Genomic DNA, 19,870 nt, shown 5'->3' on the forward strand with positions numbered 1-19,870 from the left:
AACTTTCCTTGCCTTCCCCATCTTTAGTTGAAAATATATGCAAACGCCTGTGAAAAAATCCTTTATTTTCAAGGGTTTTTAAGACACTTTCTCTTTTTATAAATTTCACCGAAAGGCTTTTTAAAGGGAAGTATTTTTTTATACCAATAAATTAGATTTGAAGACTGAAATAAAAATTATGTAATTTTTTCCCTTTAGGGGTTGCAAAATTCAAAAAAACAACACTTTTTGCAGAGTGTCCATTCCCTAAACTAGCTCCATTTCTTCTCCCAAATGAGAAGTAATGAAAAAGACCAAGGTCTTATGGACCTTGGTCTAACAACTAATGATTAGTTTAAGTGCCAGATATCTTCATTGTACTGAGCGATCGTACGGTCAGATGAGAAGAATCCTGCTTTAGCAATGTTTACGATAACTTGATCCAACCATGCATCACGGTCTTCGTAATCAGCCAACATGCGTTCTTTGGTTACAATGTAGTCTTCCAAGTCAAGAAGAGTCATGAACCAGTCTTTGTTGATCAATTCCTTGTGAAGACGAGTCAAGCGTTCCTTGTTACCAACTGCAAGAACGGCATCGCTGATAATGAAGTCTACCAATGGTTTGATAGCTTCACGTTCATAGAAGTCCGCTGATTTGTATGCTGATTTCTCATATAGATCGATTACAGTTTCTGAATCTTCACCGAAGATGTAGATGTTGTCACGTCCAACCAATTCAGCGATTTCCACGTTTGCTCCATCCATAGTACCAAGTGTCAATGCACCATTCAACATGAATTTCATGTTACCAGTACCTGAAGCTTCTTTCGAAGCAAGAGAGATTTGCTCAGAAATATCGCTAGCTGGGATCAAGTAGCTTGCAGCAGTTACGTTGTAGTTTTCAACCATCACCACTTGCAAGTGTGGAGCTACTGCTGGATCGTTTGCAATCACTTCAGACAAGCAAAGGATCAAGTGGATGATATCTTGTGCAATGGTGTAGGCAGGAGCTGCTTTACCACCAAAGAGAACAGTGATTGGGCGAGCAGGGATATTTCCAGCTTTGATGTCCAAGTATTTGTGGATCACATACAAAGCGTTCATTTGTTGACGTTTGTATTCGTGGAGACGTTTGATTTGGGTATCAAAGATAGAGTTAGGATTGATTTCCACACCTTGATGGTCTTTCAAGAAACGAGCCAATTTCCGTTTGTTGTGAGACTTGATGTTTTCCAATTTTGCTTTGACTGCATCTTTATCTTCATAAGAAAGAAGGTCTTCCAATTTAGATGCGTCATGGTGCCAGTCACGTCCGAGGATATCATCCAAGTAGTGTGACAAGGTTGGGTTGGCATGCATGAGCCAACGACGGAATGTGATACCGTTTGTTTTGTTGTTGAATTTTTCAGGGTAAATGTCGTAGAAGGCTTTCAACTCAGAATTCTTCAAGATTTCTGTGTGAAGTGCTGCTACCCCGTTTACGCTAAATCCATAGTGGATATCCATGTGCGCCATGTGTACGCGATCATTCTCATCGATGATTTGAACAGCTGGATCTTTGTATTCAGCGCGAACACGGCGGTCCAATTCTTCAATGATTGGAACCAAGTGAGGAACCACTTCTTGCAAGAATTCAAGTGGCCATTTTTCAAGGGCTTCTGCAAGGATTGTGTGGTTAGTGTAAGCCGTCATGCTACGAACGATAGAGATGGCTTCATCCATTCCAATACCACGTTCTGTCAAAAGACGGATCAATTCAGGGATGACCATTGATGGGTGAGTATCGTTGATTTGGACAACAGCATAGTCAGCAAGGTCATGCAAGTTGCTTCCTTTTTCGATGGCTTCGTCGATGATCAATTGTGCACCGTTTGATACCATGAAGTATTGTTGGAAGATACGGAGCAATTCCCCTTGACGGTTACTATCATCTGGGTACAAGAAGAGGGTCAAGTTGCGAGCGATATCTGTCTTGTCAAAGTTAATACCATCTTCAATAATAGATGAATCAACTGAATCCAAGTCGAACAAACGCAAACGGTTCTTGGTATCAATCTTGTAACCAGGGACATCGATATCATAAAGGGTAGAAGTCAATGTGAAGTGTGCAAATGGCACTTGGTAGCTACGGCTTGAACGAACGAGCCAGCTTTGGTCAGTCAACCATGCGTTTGGAATCGTTTCTTGTTGGTTGTTTTTAAGGACTTGTTGGAACAAACCAAAGTGGTAGTTCAAACCAACCCCATCCCCTGTCAAACCAAGGCTTGAGATAGAGTCGATAAAGCAGGCTGCCAAACGTCCCAAACCACCGTTACCAAGTGATGGTTCCAATTCCACTTCTTCGACTTCGATCAAGTCTTTACCAGCATCTGACAATTCTTTTTTAACATCGTCGTAAAGACCCAAGTTGATCAAGTTGTTAGACAAGAGTTTACCGATCAAGAACTCAGCTGAGATGTAGTAAACTTTTTTCTTACCAGTATTGATTTTCTTTTGAGCGCTTGCTTGCTTGGTGTAATTTAGCAAGGCAATGTACAATTCTTCATTTGAACATTCAGCAATTGTTTTTTGATGATGATCAATCACATATTTTTGTAATGATTCCATGTTGGGAGTCTCCTTTGTTTCAACAATTTTAATAGGGGGAAAGATTATTTTTTTGCTTTCTTAACTTCTTTTTTCAAGTCTTTGTTTTCACGACGATAGATCGTAGTGAAATCAAGCAATTCTTGCTCGACAGCTGGAGTCAATTGATCCGCTGTCATTCGCCATGACCAGTTACCACCGAGAGTAGATGGGAAGTTCATCCGAGCTGAGCCATCTAACTCAAGCAAGTCTTGCATCGTAGCAATCGCCATGAAGCTGACGGAAGCAAAGACGGTGCGAAGCATAGCATGCGGTACAGATTCGTACTCTTTCCGGTTGGTATAACGAGCAAGATACTCACGAGTTGGATCGTCGATTTCATTGCGGTACCATCCAAGAACTGTGTTGTTATCATGTGTTCCAGTGTACATCACAGAGTTGTTTGGTGCCAAGTGAGGGCTATCGATACTTTCATCGTCAGGATTGAAGGCGAATTGAAGAATCTTCATTCCTGGGAAGCCAGTACGTTCGCGAAGCTCAATAACTTCATCCGTCATAAAGCCAAGGTCCTCAGCGATGATGTTCAAATCACCGAGCTCTTCCTTCACGGCTGCAAAGAGTTTGTAGCCAGGACCTTTAACCCATTTACCTGGTGCTGCTGTACCTGATCCAGCAGGGATTTCCCAGTAAGACTCAAAACCACGGAAGTGGTCGATCCGCACGATGTCGTAGATCTTGAAGCTTTCACGCAAGCGTTCAATCCACCATTGGTAGCCATCTTTGTCCATTGCTTCCCAGTCATAGATTGGGTTCCCCCAAAGTTGACCAGTTGCTGAGAATTCATCTGGCGGGCATCCTGCGATGCAAGTCGCTTTCCCGTTTTTATCTGTTTTGAAGAGATGAGGGTTCGCCCACATGTCACTTGAATCTTCCGCTACATAGATTGGCATATCTCCGACGATTTCAATGTGATGGTCATTGGCATAAGCTTTCAAGGCCAACCATTGTTGGAAGAAGAAGAATTGAGTCACACGATGGTAAGTCAATTGATCCGCCAATTCTTCACGGTATTGAGCCAAAGCTTTTGGTTCACGTGCACGAATAGCTGCATCTGGCCATTCTGTCCAGGCTTTTAAATCAAAGTGTTCTTTGATAGCCATGTATTCTGCAAATAGTTCCAACCAAGAAGCATTGGCTTCGCAAAAGGCTTGGAATTCTTTTTGATCACCTGATTTCAAGAAGTTCGCAACGGCTTTTTCAAGTAGCGGACGACGTTGTTCGAAAACCTTTGCATAATCCACTTGAGTAGGATCTTGACCAAAGTCCACTCCTTTAAGGTCTGCTTCTGTCAACAAACCTTGCTCGATCAAAAGATCGAAATCAATAAAATGAGTGTTCCCAGCAAAAGCTGAGAAAGATTGGTATGGAGAATCTCCATAACTAGTTGTACCAAGCGGCAAGATTTGCCAGTAACGTTGCTTGGTCCGAACGAGGAAATCAACAAAATCATATGCTGATTGACCGAATGATCCGATCCCGTATTGTCCAGGAAGGGAAGAAATGTGCATCAAAACACCACTTTGACGTTTTTTCATGGGTTACCACCTTTTTTTATTTCTTTGAAGCCTGCGATTCGGTGCACGGTATGGGTATCGTTGCAGAGTCGTATCCAGCTCTCAAGCGGCTCTACTCTTTGTTAAAAATCGAACAGGCGCAACTCAGTTTACGCAATTTTTGCGAAAACGTTTGCGTACCATGTTATTATAAACTTTTTCCCTATTTTCTGCAAGGGATTTCTTAAAAACTTTTTTAACTTTTTTCAGAATGTCCTCACCCCCTTAGTGTATTCTTTCCTTTGGCTAATGTCAACAAATTTGATGCATTTTATAGAAGAAAGTTCGGAATTAAAATATTTTTAAAAAAATTGTTTAAAACTACTTGCAAACGTTTTCGCCTTGTGATATACTTAAGACGTTTTAGGAAAACGTTTGTCTAAAACGGTTTCTAATTATTATCTTTTTTTATTCTTTAGGAGGAATAAATCATGAAACGTACAATTTTACGTAGTGCTGCTGTACTTGGTACAGTTGGTTTTGCCGGCTTCTTACTTGCTGCTTGTAGCAATAACTCATCAGGTTCTTCTGAGGCAAGTAAAGAAATCAACGTCTATGTAGACAAAGGCTACAAATCTTATGTTGAAGAAGCTGCAAAAGCTTTTGAAAAAGAAAATGGCGTAAAAATTAACATCAAGACTGGTGATGCTCTTGGTGGATTGGATAACCTTTCTCTTGATAACCAATCTAAAAAAGCTCCAGACGTAATGATGGCTCCATACGACCGTGTAGGTGGTCTTGGTAGCGATGGTCAATTGGCTGAAGTGACATTAAACAAAGATAGCCATACAGATAAAACAACTGAAGCTCTTGTAACAAACGGTGGTAAAGTTTACGGTGCACCTGCTGTCATCGAAACATTGGTTCTCTACTATAACAAAGATCTTGTAAGCGAAGCTCCAAAAACATTTGGTGATCTTGAAAATCTTGCAAAAGATAGCAAGTACGACTTCGCTAGCGAACCTGGTAAAACAACTGCCTTCTTAGCTGACTGGACAAACTTCTACTACACTTACGGTTTACTTTCAGGTAACGGCGGTTATGTGTTTGGTAAAGACGGTACAGATCCTAAAGATATTGGATTGAACAACCAAGGTTCTATCGATGGTATCGAATATGCAAAAACTTGGTATGCTAAATGGCCAAAAGGTTTGCAAGATACAAAAGCTGCTGCTAACTTCATCCAAACACAATTCCAAGAAGGTAAAACAGCTGCTATCATCGATGGTCCTTGGAAAGCTGCTTCATTGAAAGAAGCTAAAGTAAACTACGGTGTCGCAACGATTCCAACTCTTCCAAACGGAAAACAATACTCTGCCTTTGGTGGTGGTAAAGCTTGGGTTATCCCTGCAGGTGCGAAAAACCTTGATGGCGCTCAAAAATTCATTGACTTCTTGACAAGTACTGACCAACAAAAAGCTTTGTTTGACAAGACCAATGAAGTTCCTGCCAACACAGAAGCTCGTAAATATGCGGTTAGCAAAAACGATGAATTGACAACTGCCGTTGTTGATCAATTCAAGAATGCTCAACCAATGCCAAATATCTCAGAAATGAGTGCTGTTTGGGATCCAGCTGCTACTATGCTTTTCGATGCTGTAAGTGGTAAAAAATCTGCAAAAGCATCTGCTGACGATGCAGTGAAATTGATTAAAGAAACCATCGAACAAAAATTCGGTAGCAAATAAGACAGTTTTTAGGTGTGAGTAAGAGGTTGGAGACAAAGTCCCAACCTCTTATGTTCAATTTTCAAGCACAACTTACTGTCTGACTTGTCTTCTTGCTCTCTAGCAAGGACATTATAAGGAGATTTGAATGACTACAGAACAAAACCCTAAAAAGGCTATGTGGCTCTCTTTGATCCCGGGTCTTGGGCAAATTTATAACAAACAAAAAACCAAAGGCTATATTTTTCTTGCCGTAACCATTCTCTTTCTCGCCTATTTCCTAGGAATTGGAGCTGGAGAATTAGCGAAATTGGTTACACTTGGAACCGTCCGTGGACAAGATAATTCTCTCTTTATCTTGATTCGTGGCGCCTTCCACTTGATCATCACTGTTGTTTACTTCCTATTTTATGCCTTAAATATTAAGGATGCTGGAACAGTTGCTAAACGCATCAACAACGGGATTGCCGTTCCAAAAACCTTGAAAGAAATGGTTCAAGCCATCTATGAAAATGGCTTCCCATATTTATTGATTATTCCTTCATACATTGCTATGACATTTGCGATTATCTTCCCAGTTTTAGTAACTTTGATGATCGCCTTTACCAACTACGACTTCAAACATACCGCTCCAACAACCTTGCTTGATTGGATCGGGTTCCAAAACTTCACTAATATGTGGACCTTGAGTACCTTCCGCTCAGCCTTTACATCGGTTCTTGGCTGGACCTTGATTTGGGCCCTCGCAGCTTCTACTCTTCAAATCGTACTCGGTATCTTGACCGCTATTGTTGCAAACCAACCATTCGTAAAAGGAAAACGAATCTTTGGGGTTATCTTCTTGCTTCCTTGGGCTGTTCCAGCCTTCATCACGATCCTTACATTCTCAAATATGTTTAACGATAGTGTCGGTGCTATCAATGCACAAGTTATCCCATTGTTTGCGAAGATCTTCCCATTCTTAGATGGCGTTTTGATTCCTTGGAAAACAGATCCTACCTGGACAAAAATTGCTTTGATTATGATGCAAGGTTGGCTCGGCTTCCCTTACATCTACGTCTTGACTTTAGGGATTCTTCAATCGATTCCAAACGATCTTTACGAAGCTGCTTATATTGATGGTGCCAACGGTTGGCAAAAATTCCGCAGCATCACTTTCCCAATGATTATGGCTGTTGCAGCTCCAACTTTGATCAGTCAATATACCTTCAACTTTAATAACTTCTCCATCATTTACTTGTTTAACGATGGGGGACCTGGTTCTGTCGGAGGAAACGCCGGATCTACAGATATCTTGATCTCATGGATCTACAAGTTGACAACCAATTCTTCTCCTCAATATTCAATGGCTGCAGCGGTAACCTTGATTATCTCTGTGATTGTGATCTCAATCTCTATGGTTGCCTTCAAGAAACTACATGCATTTGATATGGAGGATGTATAAAATGAAAAATTCAGTTCAATTTAAACGCCGCCTCAATCATTTCTTGACTTACCTGTACATGGTGGTTCTTTCAATCGTTATCATTTATCCATTGTTGATTACGGTTCTATCAGCCTTCAAATCAGGGAATGTCAGTGCCTTTACACTTGATTTTAGTGGCAATCTTAGTTTTGATAACTTCTCAAAACTTTTCTCTGAAACCCATTATGGCACTTGGTATATGAACACCTTGGTTATCGCCATTATCACCATGATTGTACAAACAAGTATCGTTACCTTCGCAGGTTACGCATACAGCCGTTACAATTTCTTGGCGCGTAAACAAAGTTTGGTCTTCTTCTTGATTATTCAAATGGTCCCAACCATGGCAGCCCTCACAGCCTTCTTCGTTATGGCTTTGATGCTGAATGCCTTGAACCAACCTTGGTTCTTGATCTTCCTTTATGTTGGTGGTGGTATTCCAATGAATGCCTGGTTGATGAAGGGATACTTTGATACTGTTCCAATTTCCCTCGATGAATCTGCGAAATTGGATGGAGCTGGACACTTCCGTCGCTTCTGGCAAATCGTCCTTCCTCTTGTTCGTCCAATGATTGCCGTTCAAGCACTTTGGGCTTTCATGGGGCCTTTCGGAGACTATATCTTGTCTAAATTCTTGCTTCGTGACGAAGTGAACTATACGGTAGCCGTTGGTCTTCAAACCTTTATCAGTGACCAAAAAAATCAAAAAATCGCCTTCTTTGCAGCCGGTGCTATTTTGATCGCGGTTCCAATCTGTATCTTATTCTTCTTCCTACAAAAGAACTTTGTTTCAGGCTTGACAGCTGGTGGAGATAAAGGATAAAATAGAATCTTATTTCAAGCACATTTTATTTTTAAGTTGAGGGTAGTATGGTGGATGCTTTACTACCCTTCGTTAAGAATAAAATCAATGCAAAGAGATTTCTCTTTGCATTTCTGATACTCTTATATTTAGAAAGGTCATCTTATGCCCTATCCTTTTAATTATTTCGCAAGTATCTTCAATTTCCGCTCTTCTTTTGCAAACCGCAAAAAACTGAGCTGGTTCCAAATGATTTTTACTTCTTTCTTTCTAATCTCTATCACACTATTACCTGTGGCTCTGCAAAATGCTCAACTCAAAACCTATCCTTTGACAACCTTTGTCAGCGATGTGTTTGATCCTTTATCAACAGACGTTATGAAAGATATCCAAGAACACGTCGTGATCAAAGACCAAGAGCTCACCTATACAGGGACTAACCCTGTACACAAGACTTCAAAAGGACAGGTTATCTTAGGCCAAGAGGCAAAGGCTAGTGAAGGCAAGGAGTTAACACTCCATTTTGATCGCAAACAATTGATTATCTCAAAAGAGAATAAAGAACTCGCTACAGTCTCATACCAGGCTATTAATCAAGAGAGCCTTCGGGATAAGAAAAGCTTCACTCAAGCTATCTCTAGCGATTGGTTTCGCGACAATCGACTCCCTGTCAGTCTCTTTCTCGTGATTTTCTCTGGCTTCTTATCGACAGTCAATTATTTGATTCTCATCGTAGGGGCATCTTTCTTCCTCTACTTGACACGAAAATCTCGACTCTTTTCACTACAAACTTTCAAGGAATGTTTCAATTGTATTCTGAATTGCTTGGGACTCCCTATTTTACTGAGTGTCTTCATCAGTTTACTATTCCATCAAGTATTTACTACGACGATCATGATCCAAAATGTCTTATTTGTACTCTATCTTGCTATGGTATTTTATAAGACCCACTTCCGTGATCCAGACTATCACCGCTAGGAGGTTTTCTCATGCGTGTTACCATCAAAGATGTGGCGAAACTCGCTGGCGTCGCGCCTTCAACTGTCACGCGCGTCATCCAAAACAAATCCACGATTAGTGATGAAACAAAAAAACGTGTCCGTGAGGCCATGGTCGAATTGGACTACCATCCCAATCTTAATGCTCGCAGCCTTGTCAGCCAATCTAGTCAAGTCATTGCTTTGGTCCTACCAATCGACAGTGACGTCTTCTACCAGAATCCTTTCTTCCCAACTGTTTTAAGAGGAATTACCCAGATCGCGTCAGACAATGATTATGCCATCCAAATCTGTACGGGGCAAAATGAAGAACGGCGGCTCGACAACCTCAAACAACTCATCTACGGAAATCGTGTAGATGGTTTGATTTTCCTTTATTCCAACCCGAATGATCCCCTCGTTGAATTTGCGATCAAAGACAAGTTCCCCTTCCTCATTCTCGGAAAGGCAGCTTCACCTTTTGTATCGCTAGTGGATAATGATAATATCAAGGCTGCATTTGATGCGACGGATTATTTCATTCAACAAAACTACCGAAAAATTGCTTTTATCGGGGGAAACAAAGAACTGTTCGTATCTCAAGACCGCTACGAAGGTTATAAAGAAGCCCTCCAAAAAGCAGGGATTCCTCTCGATGAAAAACTGGTTCATTTCTCATTTGGTTTTATGTTGGAAGACAATTCTTATCAAATGATGGAGAGCCTTCCCCTAGCAGAGTTAGATGCCATCATGACAACCGATATTCTCGTTGCTGAAGGGGTGCGCCAATACCTATTAGAACACCAGCTGACAATCCCGATTATTTCCTTTGATTCGATTAAGCCACGACTCGATATTGAAGCCTATATTGACATCAATGCAGTGGAACTCGGACGCGAATCTGTTCGAACGATTCTACAAATTATCAAGGATCACAAAGAAGGAAAAACCGTTTGCTACCGTCAATTGATTGACCATACCATTACGAAACTTTAGGAGTCTTTATGTCTACATTTACTGCTTATTTAGATGACCAAGACCTGATTCTTATCCAAAAAGGAGAGGAGCATATCCTTCCTTTTTATTTGGAAACGAACCAAGGTCATCTTGCCTTAATCCCTGTCAAAACGTCAAGTGCAGCGACTGACACAGGAGACTATTTCTTAAGCCCTATTCCGCTTGAACTCGGAGAAGAGTACACCATCTACGATGCTGCTGGAAATTCTTCTATTCTCCACTATCGTCAAATTGTTCGCAAACCCATTTTTGATCAAACCTTCACCTATACTGGAGAGGATCTAGGAAGTTTCTACACACTACGTCAGACGCAATTTAAATTCTGGGCACCCATTTCGCAAGATGTGACCCTCCATATCGAAGATCAGGTCTATCCAATGAATCGTACAGAAAACGGTGTCTGGGAACTCGTGCTCAAAGGGGATTGGGAAGGAGCTGCCTACCACTATGAGTTTCGTGTCAATGGCCTAGAACGTCGGATTCATGATCCCTATGCTCTATCCTCTTTAGCGAACTCTGGAGATAGCTTGGTCATCGACCGGAAGAAGATCACACGTCCTATCAGGCGTGCTGCTCGTCAATTAGACCCGACAGAAGCAATCATCTACGAGATGAGCGTTCGGGATTTCTCTGTCCAAAAAGAGGCTGGCTTTAAACACCCGGGTAAGTTTAAAGGTTTAACAGAATCGCCCCAACTAAATGGCCAGATCCTTGGATTTGATTACCTTCAAAAACTGGGCATTACCCATGTACAGTTACTTCCAGTTTACGATTTCGGTAGTGTCGATGAAGAGGATCAATGGAAAGCCTACAACTGGGGCTATGATCCTGTTCAATACAATGTTCCAGAAGGCAGCTATGCGAGTGATCCTAACGATCCTTATGCGCGAATCCTAGAGCTCCAAGACACCATTGACACCTATCACCGGGCCAATCTGAGTGTCATCATGGATGTAGTCTACAATCACGTCTACCAGGCAGATGAGTATGCTTTTGAACAGATCGTTCCTGGTTATTTCTACCGCTATAATGCAGAGGGAGAGCGGACCAATGGAACCTTCTGCGGAAATGACGTGGCAAGTGAGCGCTCCATGGTGAGACAGTATATCAAGCAATCTCTCAAACAATGGGTTTCCCTCTACGGCTTTGATGGTTTCCGCTTTGATTTGATGGGAATCCTAGACATTCAAACCATGACAGAGATTGCAGAAGAACTCCGTGAAATCTATCCTAACATCTATCTCTATGGGGAAGGGTGGAAGATGGATACCGGCCTCTCTGAAGATCAGCTCGCTCACCAATATAATTCGAAACGATTACCAGCCTTTGGCTTTTTCAGTGATAACTTCCGGGATACGATCAAGAGAACACTTGTAGCCGGTCACCGTCGTGAGAGTCAACATTCTGCGAATGATTTTGCGAACATTCTAACGGCGAATGTCGGGAAGCTAGGGCCTGCTCATTTCACCCAACCGCAACAAGCCATTCAGTACGTCGAATGCCACGACAATGCAACTGTTTTTGATTATTTCCAACTTGAAAAAGAAGAAATTCGTCTAGAAGATCGAAAAGCTCTCTCGCGTCTTGCGCTTCATCTGGTATTATTATCCCAAGGAGTGCCGTTTATCCATGCTGGTCAAGAATTTTATCGCACAAAAGGGCTCGAAGACAACACCTATAACTTGCCAGATAGTCTCAACCAATTGGACTGGACATCCCTTTCAAAATGCCAAGAAGAAATTGCTTTTCTTGAAGAATTGATTGCTTATCGGAAATCACAGCCACTCCTTCGTTTGAAAAAAGGGCAAGAGATTCGCGACTACTGTGACGTCAAATGGTTGTCTGATCATCATTTGATCTACACGATTGAGAAAGATCGTGAAAAAATAACGATTCTTGTCAATATCGGTGATCAAGAACAGACCTATCAACATCCGAGCGATAGTCAGCTGTTATTTGCCTATCCTCATGCCAACCTAAAAACCCCTATTCCTAAAGGAAAGGAACTTTCTATTCCTGCCCATAGTTGGCTCCTTCTCCATGAAACTGAATCAACAAAATAAAGGTCACCACAATGTGGTGACCTTTATTTTTATTCTTCTGTTTCCACAAAGCGTCCGATGATATGAACGTTTTCTGAAATGGTGATAAAAGCCTGAGGATCAGCTTTTTTCATAATATATTTGAATTCATTAAACTCTGCACGCGTAATAACTGTCAGCAGAACCGCTTTTTCCTGATGGTTATAGGTTCCTTCTGCATTGTGGATAATGGTTGCTCCACGATGCAATTTTTTATGGATCTTTTCAATAATGGCATCTGGCTGGCTCGTTACGATCATTGCCTGCATCCGTTTTTGCTTGGTAAAGACAGCATCCGTTACTCGACTCGATACGAAGATGGTAATCATAGAGTAAAGAGCATACTTCCAACCAAAGGTCAGACCAGCGATCAACATAATGGTCCCATTGACCAAAAAGGAGATACTGCCGACATTCTTTCCTGTCCGTTTTCGAATCGTCAAACTGACAATATCCGTTCCTCCACTGGAAATGTTGTTCCGAAGAGCAAAACCAATCCCTGTTCCCATGACAACCCCACCAAATAGGGCATTCATGATCGGATCGTTGGTCAACGTAATCACTGGCACGAACTGAATAAAGAGGGAACTCATCGAAACCGTAATAAAGGTAAAGATGGTAAATTTATGGCCAATTTGATACCAAGCCACAATCATCAAAGGGATATTGATGGCATAAAAGGTCAAGGAAACGGGAATCGTAAAGCCAATAAAGCGTTGGCTCAGAACAGATAAAATCTGAGCTAGCCCTGTTGCACCGCTGGAGTATACATGTCCTGGTTGAAAGAAGAAGTTGACGGCAATCGCTGATAGAAAACCATACAGCAAGGAAGCTGACACTTTTTCATCGTATTTCTCACGGGAGATGCTCTTCAGCACGCGCAATAATTTAATGTTATAAGCTAGTCGCCGCACATGATAGCGAAATAGCTTATGAAAGCGAATTTTTTTCATTTTCAATCCATCGATTAGAAGAAAAGGAAGATCTTAGAGCAACTGATTCCTAGACTTTCCCTTTTCTCTCTTGTCCTATTCTTGCTCTGCTACTTCTACTTGAAGATTTAACTCATCCAATTGCTTTTCAGAAACGACAGAAGGAGCTTGTGTCATTGGATCTGTCGCCTTGTTATTCTTCGGAAAGGCAATGACTTCCCGAATATTATCTTCACCTGCAAGAAGCATCACGAAGCGGTCCAAACCAATCGCCAATCCTCCATGTGGTGGGAAACCATAATCCATTGCTTCCAACAAGAAACCAAATTGTTCATTGGCAGCTTCTTTTGTAAATCCAAGTGCCTTAAACATCCGTTCTTGTAAATCTTTATGATTAATCCGTAGGCTTCCTCCACCTAATTCATAGCCATTTAAGACGATATCATAGGCAATTGCTCGAACTTTTGAAAGATCTCCTTCCAATTCATGCTCTGTTTCAGCTTGTGGAAGTGTAAATGGATGGTGAGCAGACATATAACGGCCTTCTTCTTCAGACCATTCAAACATTGGCCAATCCACTACCCAAAGGAAGTTGTATTGATTGTTGTCAATCAAGTCAAGCTCTTTCGCAAGACGAACACGCAAAGCACCAAGCGTTGCATTGGCTACTTCAAGAGTATCTGCTACAAAGAGAACTAGATCTTTGTCTTCTAACTGTAAAGCAGCTGTCAAGTCACTTGTCAAGTCTGTCAAGAACTTCGCAACAGGACCGTTCAAAGTACCCTCAGCATATTTCACCCAAGCAAGACCTTTTGCACCGTATTGCTTCGCAACTTCTGTCAATTTATCGATGTCTTTACGAGAGTAATGATCCGCTGCACCTTTGACAACAATCGCCTTAACTGCTGGAGCTTCTGAGAAGACTTTGAAGTCTACACCCTTGACAAGCTCTGTCAAGTCTTGGAGCAACATTTCAAAACGTGTATCTGGTTTATCTGAACCATACAAGGCCATAGCGTCATCATAATTCATCCGTGGGAATGGGAGTGTTACTTCAATTCCCTTGGTTTCTTTCATGACACGTGCAATCAAGCCTTCTGTGATATCCTGGATTTCTTGATCACTCAAGAAAGAAGTTTCCAAGTCGACTTGTGTAAACTCAGGTTGACGGTCTCCCCGTAAATCCTCATCACGGAAACACTTCACGATTTGATAATAGCGGTCAAATCCAGCATTCATCAACAATTGTTTTGTAATCTGAGGACTTTGTGGAAGGGCATAGAAATGCCCCTTATTGACACGGGAAGGAACCAAATAGTCACGCGCTCCTTCTGGAGTTGACTTAGAAAGAAACGGTGTTTCCACATCAATAAATTCTAATTCATCCAAGTAATTGCGGATTGAATGGGTTACTTTTGCACGAAGTTTGAGGTTTTCCAACATCTCAGGACGACGAAGGTCTAAGTAGCGGTAACGAAGACGAGTATCATCATTGGCTTCAATACCGTCCTTGATTTCAAATGGTGTTGTTTTTGCGGTATTGAGAACCGTAATAGTTTCTACCTTGAGTTCTACTGCTCCTGTAGGCAAGTTTGGATTAGCTTGTTCACGAGCTTCCACAAGACCTGTCACTTCTACAACATATTCACTACGGATGCTTTCGGCTGTAGCCATCACTTCTGTACTAACTGTTTCTGGATTGATCACCAATTGCATGATCCCTTCGCGGTCGCGTAGATCGATAAAGATCAAACCACCCAAGTCACGACGACGGCTAACCCATCCTTTCAAGGTAATACGAGTTCCAATGTGTTCTTCACGAACACGTCCAGCATACATTGAACGTTTCATTTCTAATTAATCTCCAAACTAATATTCTTCCTTCTATTTTACCATAAAGACCAGCAGAAAGTGGCCTTTAGCTCAACTTTTTCAGTCACCAACTTCTTTAATTATCGTGGCTCTCTTCTTTCTTTTTGGGATCATCGTAGAGAGTGGGTGCTAGCACCTTCATTAAAGTCGCCGTCCCAAATCGCAAGACAGCTGCTGCTAGTCCAAAAATAGGGGATAGGTAGCGGAAAAAGAAATCTCCCCTAAGCACATAGGTCATGCCACCCACAATAAAAAAGATCACAATTCCCTGAACGATTGCGTAAAACCAAATTTTTTTCACACTATTCTCCTTTTCACAAACCAGCTGACTTATCCACTGTTTTTTATCACTTATCCACAAAAATGTGGATAACTTTCACTTTTTGCCCCCTCAAAAGAGGAAGCGTCAGAAGCATCAGGACTTGCTTTCATCCATTTACAAGCAAGTTTCCCACAGCCTGTGGATAACTCTCTTGCTTATTTGTGACTTTCTCGTCACTTTCCTCACAAATCAAGGAGCCAGGATTTGATCCTGCCCCCTTTGATCAAGCATTATTTAAATTCGTCTGGTGTCCCTTTATATTGGGCCCAGTCTTTGCTGAAGAAGCGATCATTTAGATGGTAAGTTGGTGCTTTTTCAGCCTTTGTGACAAAGGGATTGACCGCTTTATCAAAGGCTAGCCAACCATTCCATCCCATATGAATCGTATCTTCCATAAAGTAGGGCTGATCACCATCTTTAGAAAAGTCTGCAATATTGGTGAATCCTTGACTTTCCAATTGGTAACGAATCTTTTGAACAGCCTGTTCATACTTTTCTTGGCTCAAGCCTGTGTATTTCATCCATTTGGCATTTACTGGAGGAATGACAAAGATAACATTGGCCCGAGATTTAGCAAACTGGTCTAGAACCAACTGCAAGTCATTGTACTCAGGAGATTGAACATAGGATTCGTTTTTTTGGAAACCTTTTAGTTTCTTCAACTTCATTTTTAAACGAGTATTGTAAAAATGATTGCTGATTCCAAGGTCGTTGTTATTGGTTTTGATTTTTGCTTCAGCCGTTGCAATTTCTTCCAATTTCTCATATGAGAATTGATCTGGTAAATCTTGTAGACGTTTTTTGACCTTCTTATCGTAATTCCCGTTTGTACGCGTTGCAAGATTACTAAACAAAGCATCTTCGCGTTGGACAAGGTGGGAAACAAACTGGTTCAAAGACTGATCAAATCTGGAAATTTTCTTTCCTTGAGAAATTTTCGTTACAACACTTTGAAAGGCGACATTTGGATACTGTTGTAACAGACGCTTTGCAGCATACTGGGATGCAGCATCCTGTTGGTGATTGGCAATAAAGCTATTCAACTGATCGCTATTAAAGAATTGTTGAAAGGCAGAGGAATCATAGCCCTTCTTGGTGAACCATTGCGGAGAAACTACATAAACAGCTGTATTGTCCTTGAGTTCTGGCAAAATCTGTTGCATCCCAAAATACTGGTTCAAAGAAGCCGCACCACGTTCTCCTAAAAAGTAGGGTCTGTAATTGCGGTCATATTTTTCAGCTAAAACCGCTGGATGCACCACATCAAAACGTAACCATTCACTTGAGCCAAAATAAGGGACAAAGCGATGCTGTGGATCAGAAAGTGCTTCTTGTTTCTTTGTACGACTCTTGAATCCTTCTGCATTCAGGCTTACCGCAGCTTTTTTCTCTTCGGTATAGTTGTGCTTATGATTGATTGGATAAAAGAATAATAAAGCTGCTACCATGAGGAGCGCGCAAAATACGGGCCCTAAAATCAGCCACAAACGCTTAAGCATTCTGAAGCTCCGTTACACCTTCTACGATCTTGTTGGCAGTGTTCCAATCATCGCGTCCAAATTCTGATACAGGAACACGGATGCCAAAGCGATTTTCCAATTCCACAATCAATTCGACTGTTCCCATACTATCAAGAACACCCGCATCAAAGAGATCCTCATCCATCATGTCTGAGACATCTTCCATAAACAATTCGTCAATAATTTCAATTACTTGTGATTTTACATCCATTTTTTATTCTCCTTTTATTTCACTTTTGGGAACCATTGCTGATCCAAGAATCCTGAGAAGATCAGGAAGGACAGCATCACTGTATTAAAGGTGATAAAGATCCCCAAAGCCTTGGTCCAACGATTGTCCGGTATCGGATCCAATCCTTTTGCTTTTCTTTCTTTATTAATAGATTTTTTCTTTCGAATCCAGGCATCATTGATAACCATTCCAAGCCCATGGAAGAGCCCATAAGCGATATAGTACCAGGTCACTCCATGCCAGAAGCCCATGACCAACATATTAATAATGTAGGCAACATTTGAGGTCGTGATCCGGCTCTTGAACACTTTATTGCGCATCAATACCATCACGAGACGCATAAAGACAAAATCACGGAACCAGAAAGATAAACTCATATGCCAACGATTCCAGAATTCCTTTAAGTCACGTGATTTAAAGGGACGATCAAAGTTAATTGGACTTTTAATCCCCATCAGATTGGAAGCTGCTAAAGCAAACATCGAATAGCCCGCGAAGTCAAAGAAGAGGTCAAAGCCATAAACATACATGACTCCCAGCGTTCCGATATTGAAGAATCCACCTTGAGACAAGGCATAGGTCTGCACATGACCTAACAATAAGTGGCCAAAAATATGAGCTAGGATAAATTTATAAAGGAAGCCATACATGATATACTTAACAGCTTGCTCCAACATATCCAATAATTCTTCACGCTCAGGAATGGCTTTATAATCCTCATTAAAACGCTTGAAACGATCAATTGGCCCACTTGAGAAGGTCGGCATAAAGAGCATAAAGCGTAAGAATTCCCAAAGTGTGAATTCTTTCAAGACACCATCTCGCATTTCGATGATCATTCCGACAGCTCGGAAGGTTAAATACGAAATCCCTAAAAATCCAAACAAGGATTGGTGCCCATTCTTGATCGCTGGCTCTACCTTAACAAAGATCAGGGGCAAGACAGACAAGAAGGAATGAAGATAGAAAATCCACTTGTTGTCCGCTTTCTGACGATAGATTTTGTAGGAATACACAATCAAGATTTGCCAGACTACGTAAAAGAGCAGGGCATAAATTTGCTTGAGATTCGAACCTGTCAGCATCAAAATGATAAAGATCAGACTCACAAGTCCTTCATATACCGGAAATCTCTTTTTGAAAAAGAGGCCCACAAAGATCGGCAAAAAAGCTAGAATGAGGTAGATAAAATAGATCGGTGTTCCATAGTGTTCTAAATGAGGGAGCTGTTTCAAAAACTCGATCATCGGTTGTTAACCTCGCTAATCAACCCTTTGATGTCGATTTTCCCGTTTGGTGTTAATGGCAGGCTGTCACGGTAAAGGAATTTTGAAGGCATCATATAAGACATCATGATGTTTTCTAAATCTTCCTTAATGGCTTTCGTGATATCAATTTCGCGCTCAAATTGTTCTTTGACGCCCTCTTTTAAGATGACATAGGCCAAGAGATTTTGGACCTTGTGATCTTTATTATAACGCGGTACTGCGACTGCTGAGTCAATATACTTCGATTTATTCAAGTTTTGAGAGACATCCTCTAGCTCGATACGATAACCGTTAAACTTGATTTGGAAGTCCATCCGTCCACCATAGAGAAGGAGACCTTCATCCGTCATGGTTCCGACATCTCCCGTATGGTAGGCTGGAAGACCTTCAAATTCGAAGAAGGCTTCTGCTGTTTTCTCTGGATTATTCATATAACCTTTTGAAACAGCTGGGCCAGATACGATGATCTCCCCTTGCTCACCATTTGGCAATTTGTTTCCTGCCTCATCAATGATGAAGGTTGGAGAATCTTCTTTGGTGTAACCAATTGGCAGACGTTTCAAAGTCGCTAACATCTCATCTGTTACAGCTACAGCCGAAAGAGCTACAGTTGCTTCCGTTGGGCCGTAGGCATTGATGATGCGTGCATTTGGGAAACGCTCACGCAATTTCTGAGCAGTTTTAACGGTCAACTCTTCCCCATCAAAGTAGAAATGGGTGATCCCTGGCATCTTTTCAGCATTGAAATCCTCAGACAACATGGCCATATCTGCAAAAGATGGTGTTGAAGTCCAGATCGCAATCGGAAGAGAAAAGATGGTCGCAAAGAGTTGTTTGAAGTCTTGAGTGATGGCTGATGGAAGAGCAAAAAGCGTTCCTCCAAGAGCCAAGGTCGGTGCCCAGTACATGACAGACAAGTCAAAGGAATAGGGCGGTTGCGCCAACATTTGAGGACGCTCTGGCGTTGCAAATTCCTTGTCCGTAATCATCCAGTTGGTAAAACTGAGCAAGTTATCGTGCGAAATTTGCACCCCTTTTGGTTTCCCGGTTGTCCCTGAGGTAAAGATGATGTAGTAGTTATCATCCCCTTTGACCGGATGTTTCAAGTCATAGGCATGCTGAGCCGCATATGCTTCACGCACTTGCTCCAAGGACATGATTGGAGCAGCTGGGTTTTCCAATGGAAATTCATTGATGGCAATAATCAAGCTTGGCTCTGCTACTTCAACAATGGCAGACACGCGCTCCAAGGCAGAGTGGCTATCAATTGGGATATAGGCATGACCAGATTTTGTCAAGGCCACAAAGGTTGCCAACATTTCATATTCTTGTCCACCAAAGACCACAACAGGTGACTTTTCAGGAAGTCCCATTTGGTCAATGTGGGCAGCCAAGCTATCTGAATCAGCCTTCAATTGGCCATAGGTATGCTCCTCACCAAGGACATTGTAGACAGGATAGTCTGGTTGTAGTTGCGCATAACGTTCAATTGTCTCGATCATATCAGTAATTGGTTGGTTTGACACGGCTAGGAG

The 19,870-nt window shown here is 41.6% G+C and carries 15 protein-coding genes; 6 read left to right on the top strand and 9 right to left on the bottom strand.

The genetic code is table 11. The annotated features are described in order from the left end of the window. Positions 1-329: 329 nt before the first annotated feature. Together glgP and malQ are read right to left on the bottom strand one after the other, a co-directional pair. Positions 330-2,588 carry a glycogen/starch/alpha-glucan family phosphorylase gene (gene glgP / locus HMPREF1195_RS08795; RefSeq protein WP_023919924.1) on the bottom strand — a complete coding sequence of 753 codons (2,259 nt, stop codon included), beginning with the start codon at positions 2,586-2,588 and terminating at the stop codon, positions 330-332. A gap of 44 nt (positions 2,589-2,632) precedes the next feature. Next, complete coding sequence (malQ, locus tag HMPREF1195_RS08800) at positions 2,633-4,162, bottom strand: 4-alpha-glucanotransferase (RefSeq protein ID WP_023919926.1); 1,530 nt, start codon at positions 4,160-4,162, stop codon at positions 2,633-2,635. Between the two features lie 449 nt (positions 4,163-4,611). On the opposite strand from malQ, the gene HMPREF1195_RS08805 reads away from it, so the two are divergent. The 6 genes from HMPREF1195_RS08805 to pulA all read left to right on the top strand — a co-directional run bounded on the left by HMPREF1195_RS08805 (position 4,612) and on the right by pulA (position 12,171). Further along, positions 4,612-5,868 carry an extracellular solute-binding protein gene (locus HMPREF1195_RS08805; RefSeq protein ID WP_023919928.1) on the top strand — a complete coding sequence of 419 codons (1,257 nt, stop codon included), beginning with the start codon at positions 4,612-4,614 and terminating at the stop codon, positions 5,866-5,868. A gap of 127 nt (positions 5,869-5,995) precedes the next feature. After that, complete coding sequence (locus HMPREF1195_RS08810) at positions 5,996-7,291, top strand: sugar ABC transporter permease (RefSeq protein ID WP_023919930.1); 1,296 nt, start codon at positions 5,996-5,998, stop codon at positions 7,289-7,291. A gap of 1 nt (position 7,292) precedes the next feature. Next, positions 7,293-8,135 carry a sugar ABC transporter permease gene (locus HMPREF1195_RS08815; RefSeq protein WP_021154117.1) on the top strand — a complete coding sequence of 281 codons (843 nt, stop codon included), beginning with the start codon at positions 7,293-7,295 and terminating at the stop codon, positions 8,133-8,135. A 144-nt stretch (positions 8,136-8,279) separates the two neighbouring features. Next, positions 8,280-9,092, top strand: a complete 813-nt coding sequence (locus tag HMPREF1195_RS08820; RefSeq protein ID WP_021154118.1) for a DUF1189 family protein — start codon at positions 8,280-8,282, stop codon at positions 9,090-9,092. Between the two features lie 11 nt (positions 9,093-9,103). After that, complete coding sequence (locus HMPREF1195_RS08825; protein WP_013904333.1) at positions 9,104-10,087, top strand: LacI family DNA-binding transcriptional regulator; 984 nt, start codon at positions 9,104-9,106, stop codon at positions 10,085-10,087. A gap of 8 nt (positions 10,088-10,095) precedes the next feature. Further along, on the top strand, positions 10,096-12,171 hold the full coding sequence (pulA, locus tag HMPREF1195_RS08830) for a type I pullulanase (protein WP_023919932.1): 2,076 nt from the start codon (positions 10,096-10,098) through the stop codon (positions 12,169-12,171). Between the two features lie 29 nt (positions 12,172-12,200). Here pulA and HMPREF1195_RS08835 read toward each other — a convergent pair whose 3' ends face one another. The 7 genes from HMPREF1195_RS08835 to dltA all read right to left on the bottom strand — a co-directional run bounded on the left by HMPREF1195_RS08835 (position 12,201) and on the right by dltA (position 19,861). Next, the gene (locus HMPREF1195_RS08835) at positions 12,201-13,142 is read right to left on the bottom strand and encodes a YitT family protein (protein ID WP_003009152.1); all 942 of its coding nucleotides are present in this window, start codon (positions 13,140-13,142) and stop codon (positions 12,201-12,203) included. 75 nt (positions 13,143-13,217) lie between these two features. Continuing rightward, positions 13,218-14,972: an aspartate--tRNA ligase gene (aspS, locus tag HMPREF1195_RS08840; RefSeq protein ID WP_023919934.1), complete on the bottom strand. Its 1,755-nt coding sequence runs from the start codon at positions 14,970-14,972 to the stop codon at positions 13,218-13,220. Between the two features lie 97 nt (positions 14,973-15,069). Next, positions 15,070-15,294 (bottom strand): hypothetical protein, encoded by a 225-nt coding sequence (locus HMPREF1195_RS08845; RefSeq protein WP_021154124.1) that lies wholly within the window; start codon positions 15,292-15,294, stop codon positions 15,070-15,072. A gap of 251 nt (positions 15,295-15,545) precedes the next feature. Then, a complete protein-coding gene (gene dltD, locus HMPREF1195_RS08850; RefSeq protein WP_023919936.1) occupies positions 15,546-16,814 on the bottom strand; it encodes a D-alanyl-lipoteichoic acid biosynthesis protein DltD in 1,269 nt (422 codons plus the stop codon). Continuing rightward, positions 16,807-17,046, bottom strand: coding sequence for a D-alanine--poly(phosphoribitol) ligase subunit DltC (dltC, locus tag HMPREF1195_RS08855; RefSeq protein ID WP_003002265.1), 240 nt, complete (start codon positions 17,044-17,046; stop codon positions 16,807-16,809). Before dltC ends, dltD begins: the two co-directional genes overlap by 8 nt. Before the next feature lie 14 nt (positions 17,047-17,060). After that, the gene (dltB, locus tag HMPREF1195_RS08860) at positions 17,061-18,314 is read right to left on the bottom strand and encodes a D-alanyl-lipoteichoic acid biosynthesis protein DltB (protein WP_023919938.1); all 1,254 of its coding nucleotides are present in this window, start codon (positions 18,312-18,314) and stop codon (positions 17,061-17,063) included. Next, positions 18,311-19,861, bottom strand: coding sequence for a D-alanine--poly(phosphoribitol) ligase subunit DltA (dltA, locus tag HMPREF1195_RS08865; protein ID WP_021154127.1), 1,551 nt, complete (start codon positions 19,859-19,861; stop codon positions 18,311-18,313). The genes dltB and dltA overlap by 4 nt, the downstream gene beginning before the upstream one ends. Between the last annotated feature and the right edge of the window lie 9 nt (positions 19,862-19,870).

Source organism: Streptococcus parasanguinis CC87K (genome assembly GCF_000507765.1).
In the GTDB taxonomy this organism is placed as follows: domain Bacteria; phylum Bacillota; class Bacilli; order Lactobacillales; family Streptococcaceae; genus Streptococcus; species Streptococcus parasanguinis_J.

What these genes read in the sequence shown, in the direction of transcription:
- malQ (WP_023919926.1), bottom strand. Translation starts at nt 4,162, where the DNA reads ATGAAAAAACGTCAAAGTGGTGTTTTGATGCACATTTCTTCCCTTCCT.
- pulA (WP_023919932.1), top strand. Translation starts at nt 10,096, where the DNA reads ATGTCTACATTTACTGCTTATTTAGATGACCAAGACCTGATTCTTATC.
- HMPREF1195_RS08835 (WP_003009152.1), bottom strand. Translation starts at nt 13,142, where the DNA reads ATGAAAAAAATTCGCTTTCATAAGCTATTTCGCTATCATGTGCGGCGA.
- dltC (WP_003002265.1), bottom strand. Translation starts at nt 17,046, where the DNA reads ATGGATGTAAAATCACAAGTAATTGAAATTATTGACGAATTGTTTATG.
- dltD (WP_023919936.1), bottom strand. Translation starts at nt 16,814, where the DNA reads ATGCTTAAGCGTTTGTGGCTGATTTTAGGGCCCGTATTTTGCGCGCTC.
- HMPREF1195_RS08805 (WP_023919928.1), top strand. Translation starts at nt 4,612, where the DNA reads ATGAAACGTACAATTTTACGTAGTGCTGCTGTACTTGGTACAGTTGGT.
- aspS (WP_023919934.1), bottom strand. Translation starts at nt 14,972, where the DNA reads ATGAAACGTTCAATGTATGCTGGACGTGTTCGTGAAGAACACATTGGA.
- HMPREF1195_RS08810 (WP_023919930.1), top strand. Translation starts at nt 5,996, where the DNA reads ATGACTACAGAACAAAACCCTAAAAAGGCTATGTGGCTCTCTTTGATC.
- HMPREF1195_RS08815 (WP_021154117.1), top strand. Translation starts at nt 7,293, where the DNA reads ATGAAAAATTCAGTTCAATTTAAACGCCGCCTCAATCATTTCTTGACT.
- dltB (WP_023919938.1), bottom strand. Translation starts at nt 18,314, where the DNA reads ATGATCGAGTTTTTGAAACAGCTCCCTCATTTAGAACACTATGGAACA.
- glgP (WP_023919924.1), bottom strand. Translation starts at nt 2,588, where the DNA reads ATGGAATCATTACAAAAATATGTGATTGATCATCATCAAAAAACAATT.
- HMPREF1195_RS08825 (WP_013904333.1), top strand. Translation starts at nt 9,104, where the DNA reads ATGCGTGTTACCATCAAAGATGTGGCGAAACTCGCTGGCGTCGCGCCT.
- HMPREF1195_RS08820 (WP_021154118.1), top strand. Translation starts at nt 8,280, where the DNA reads ATGCCCTATCCTTTTAATTATTTCGCAAGTATCTTCAATTTCCGCTCT.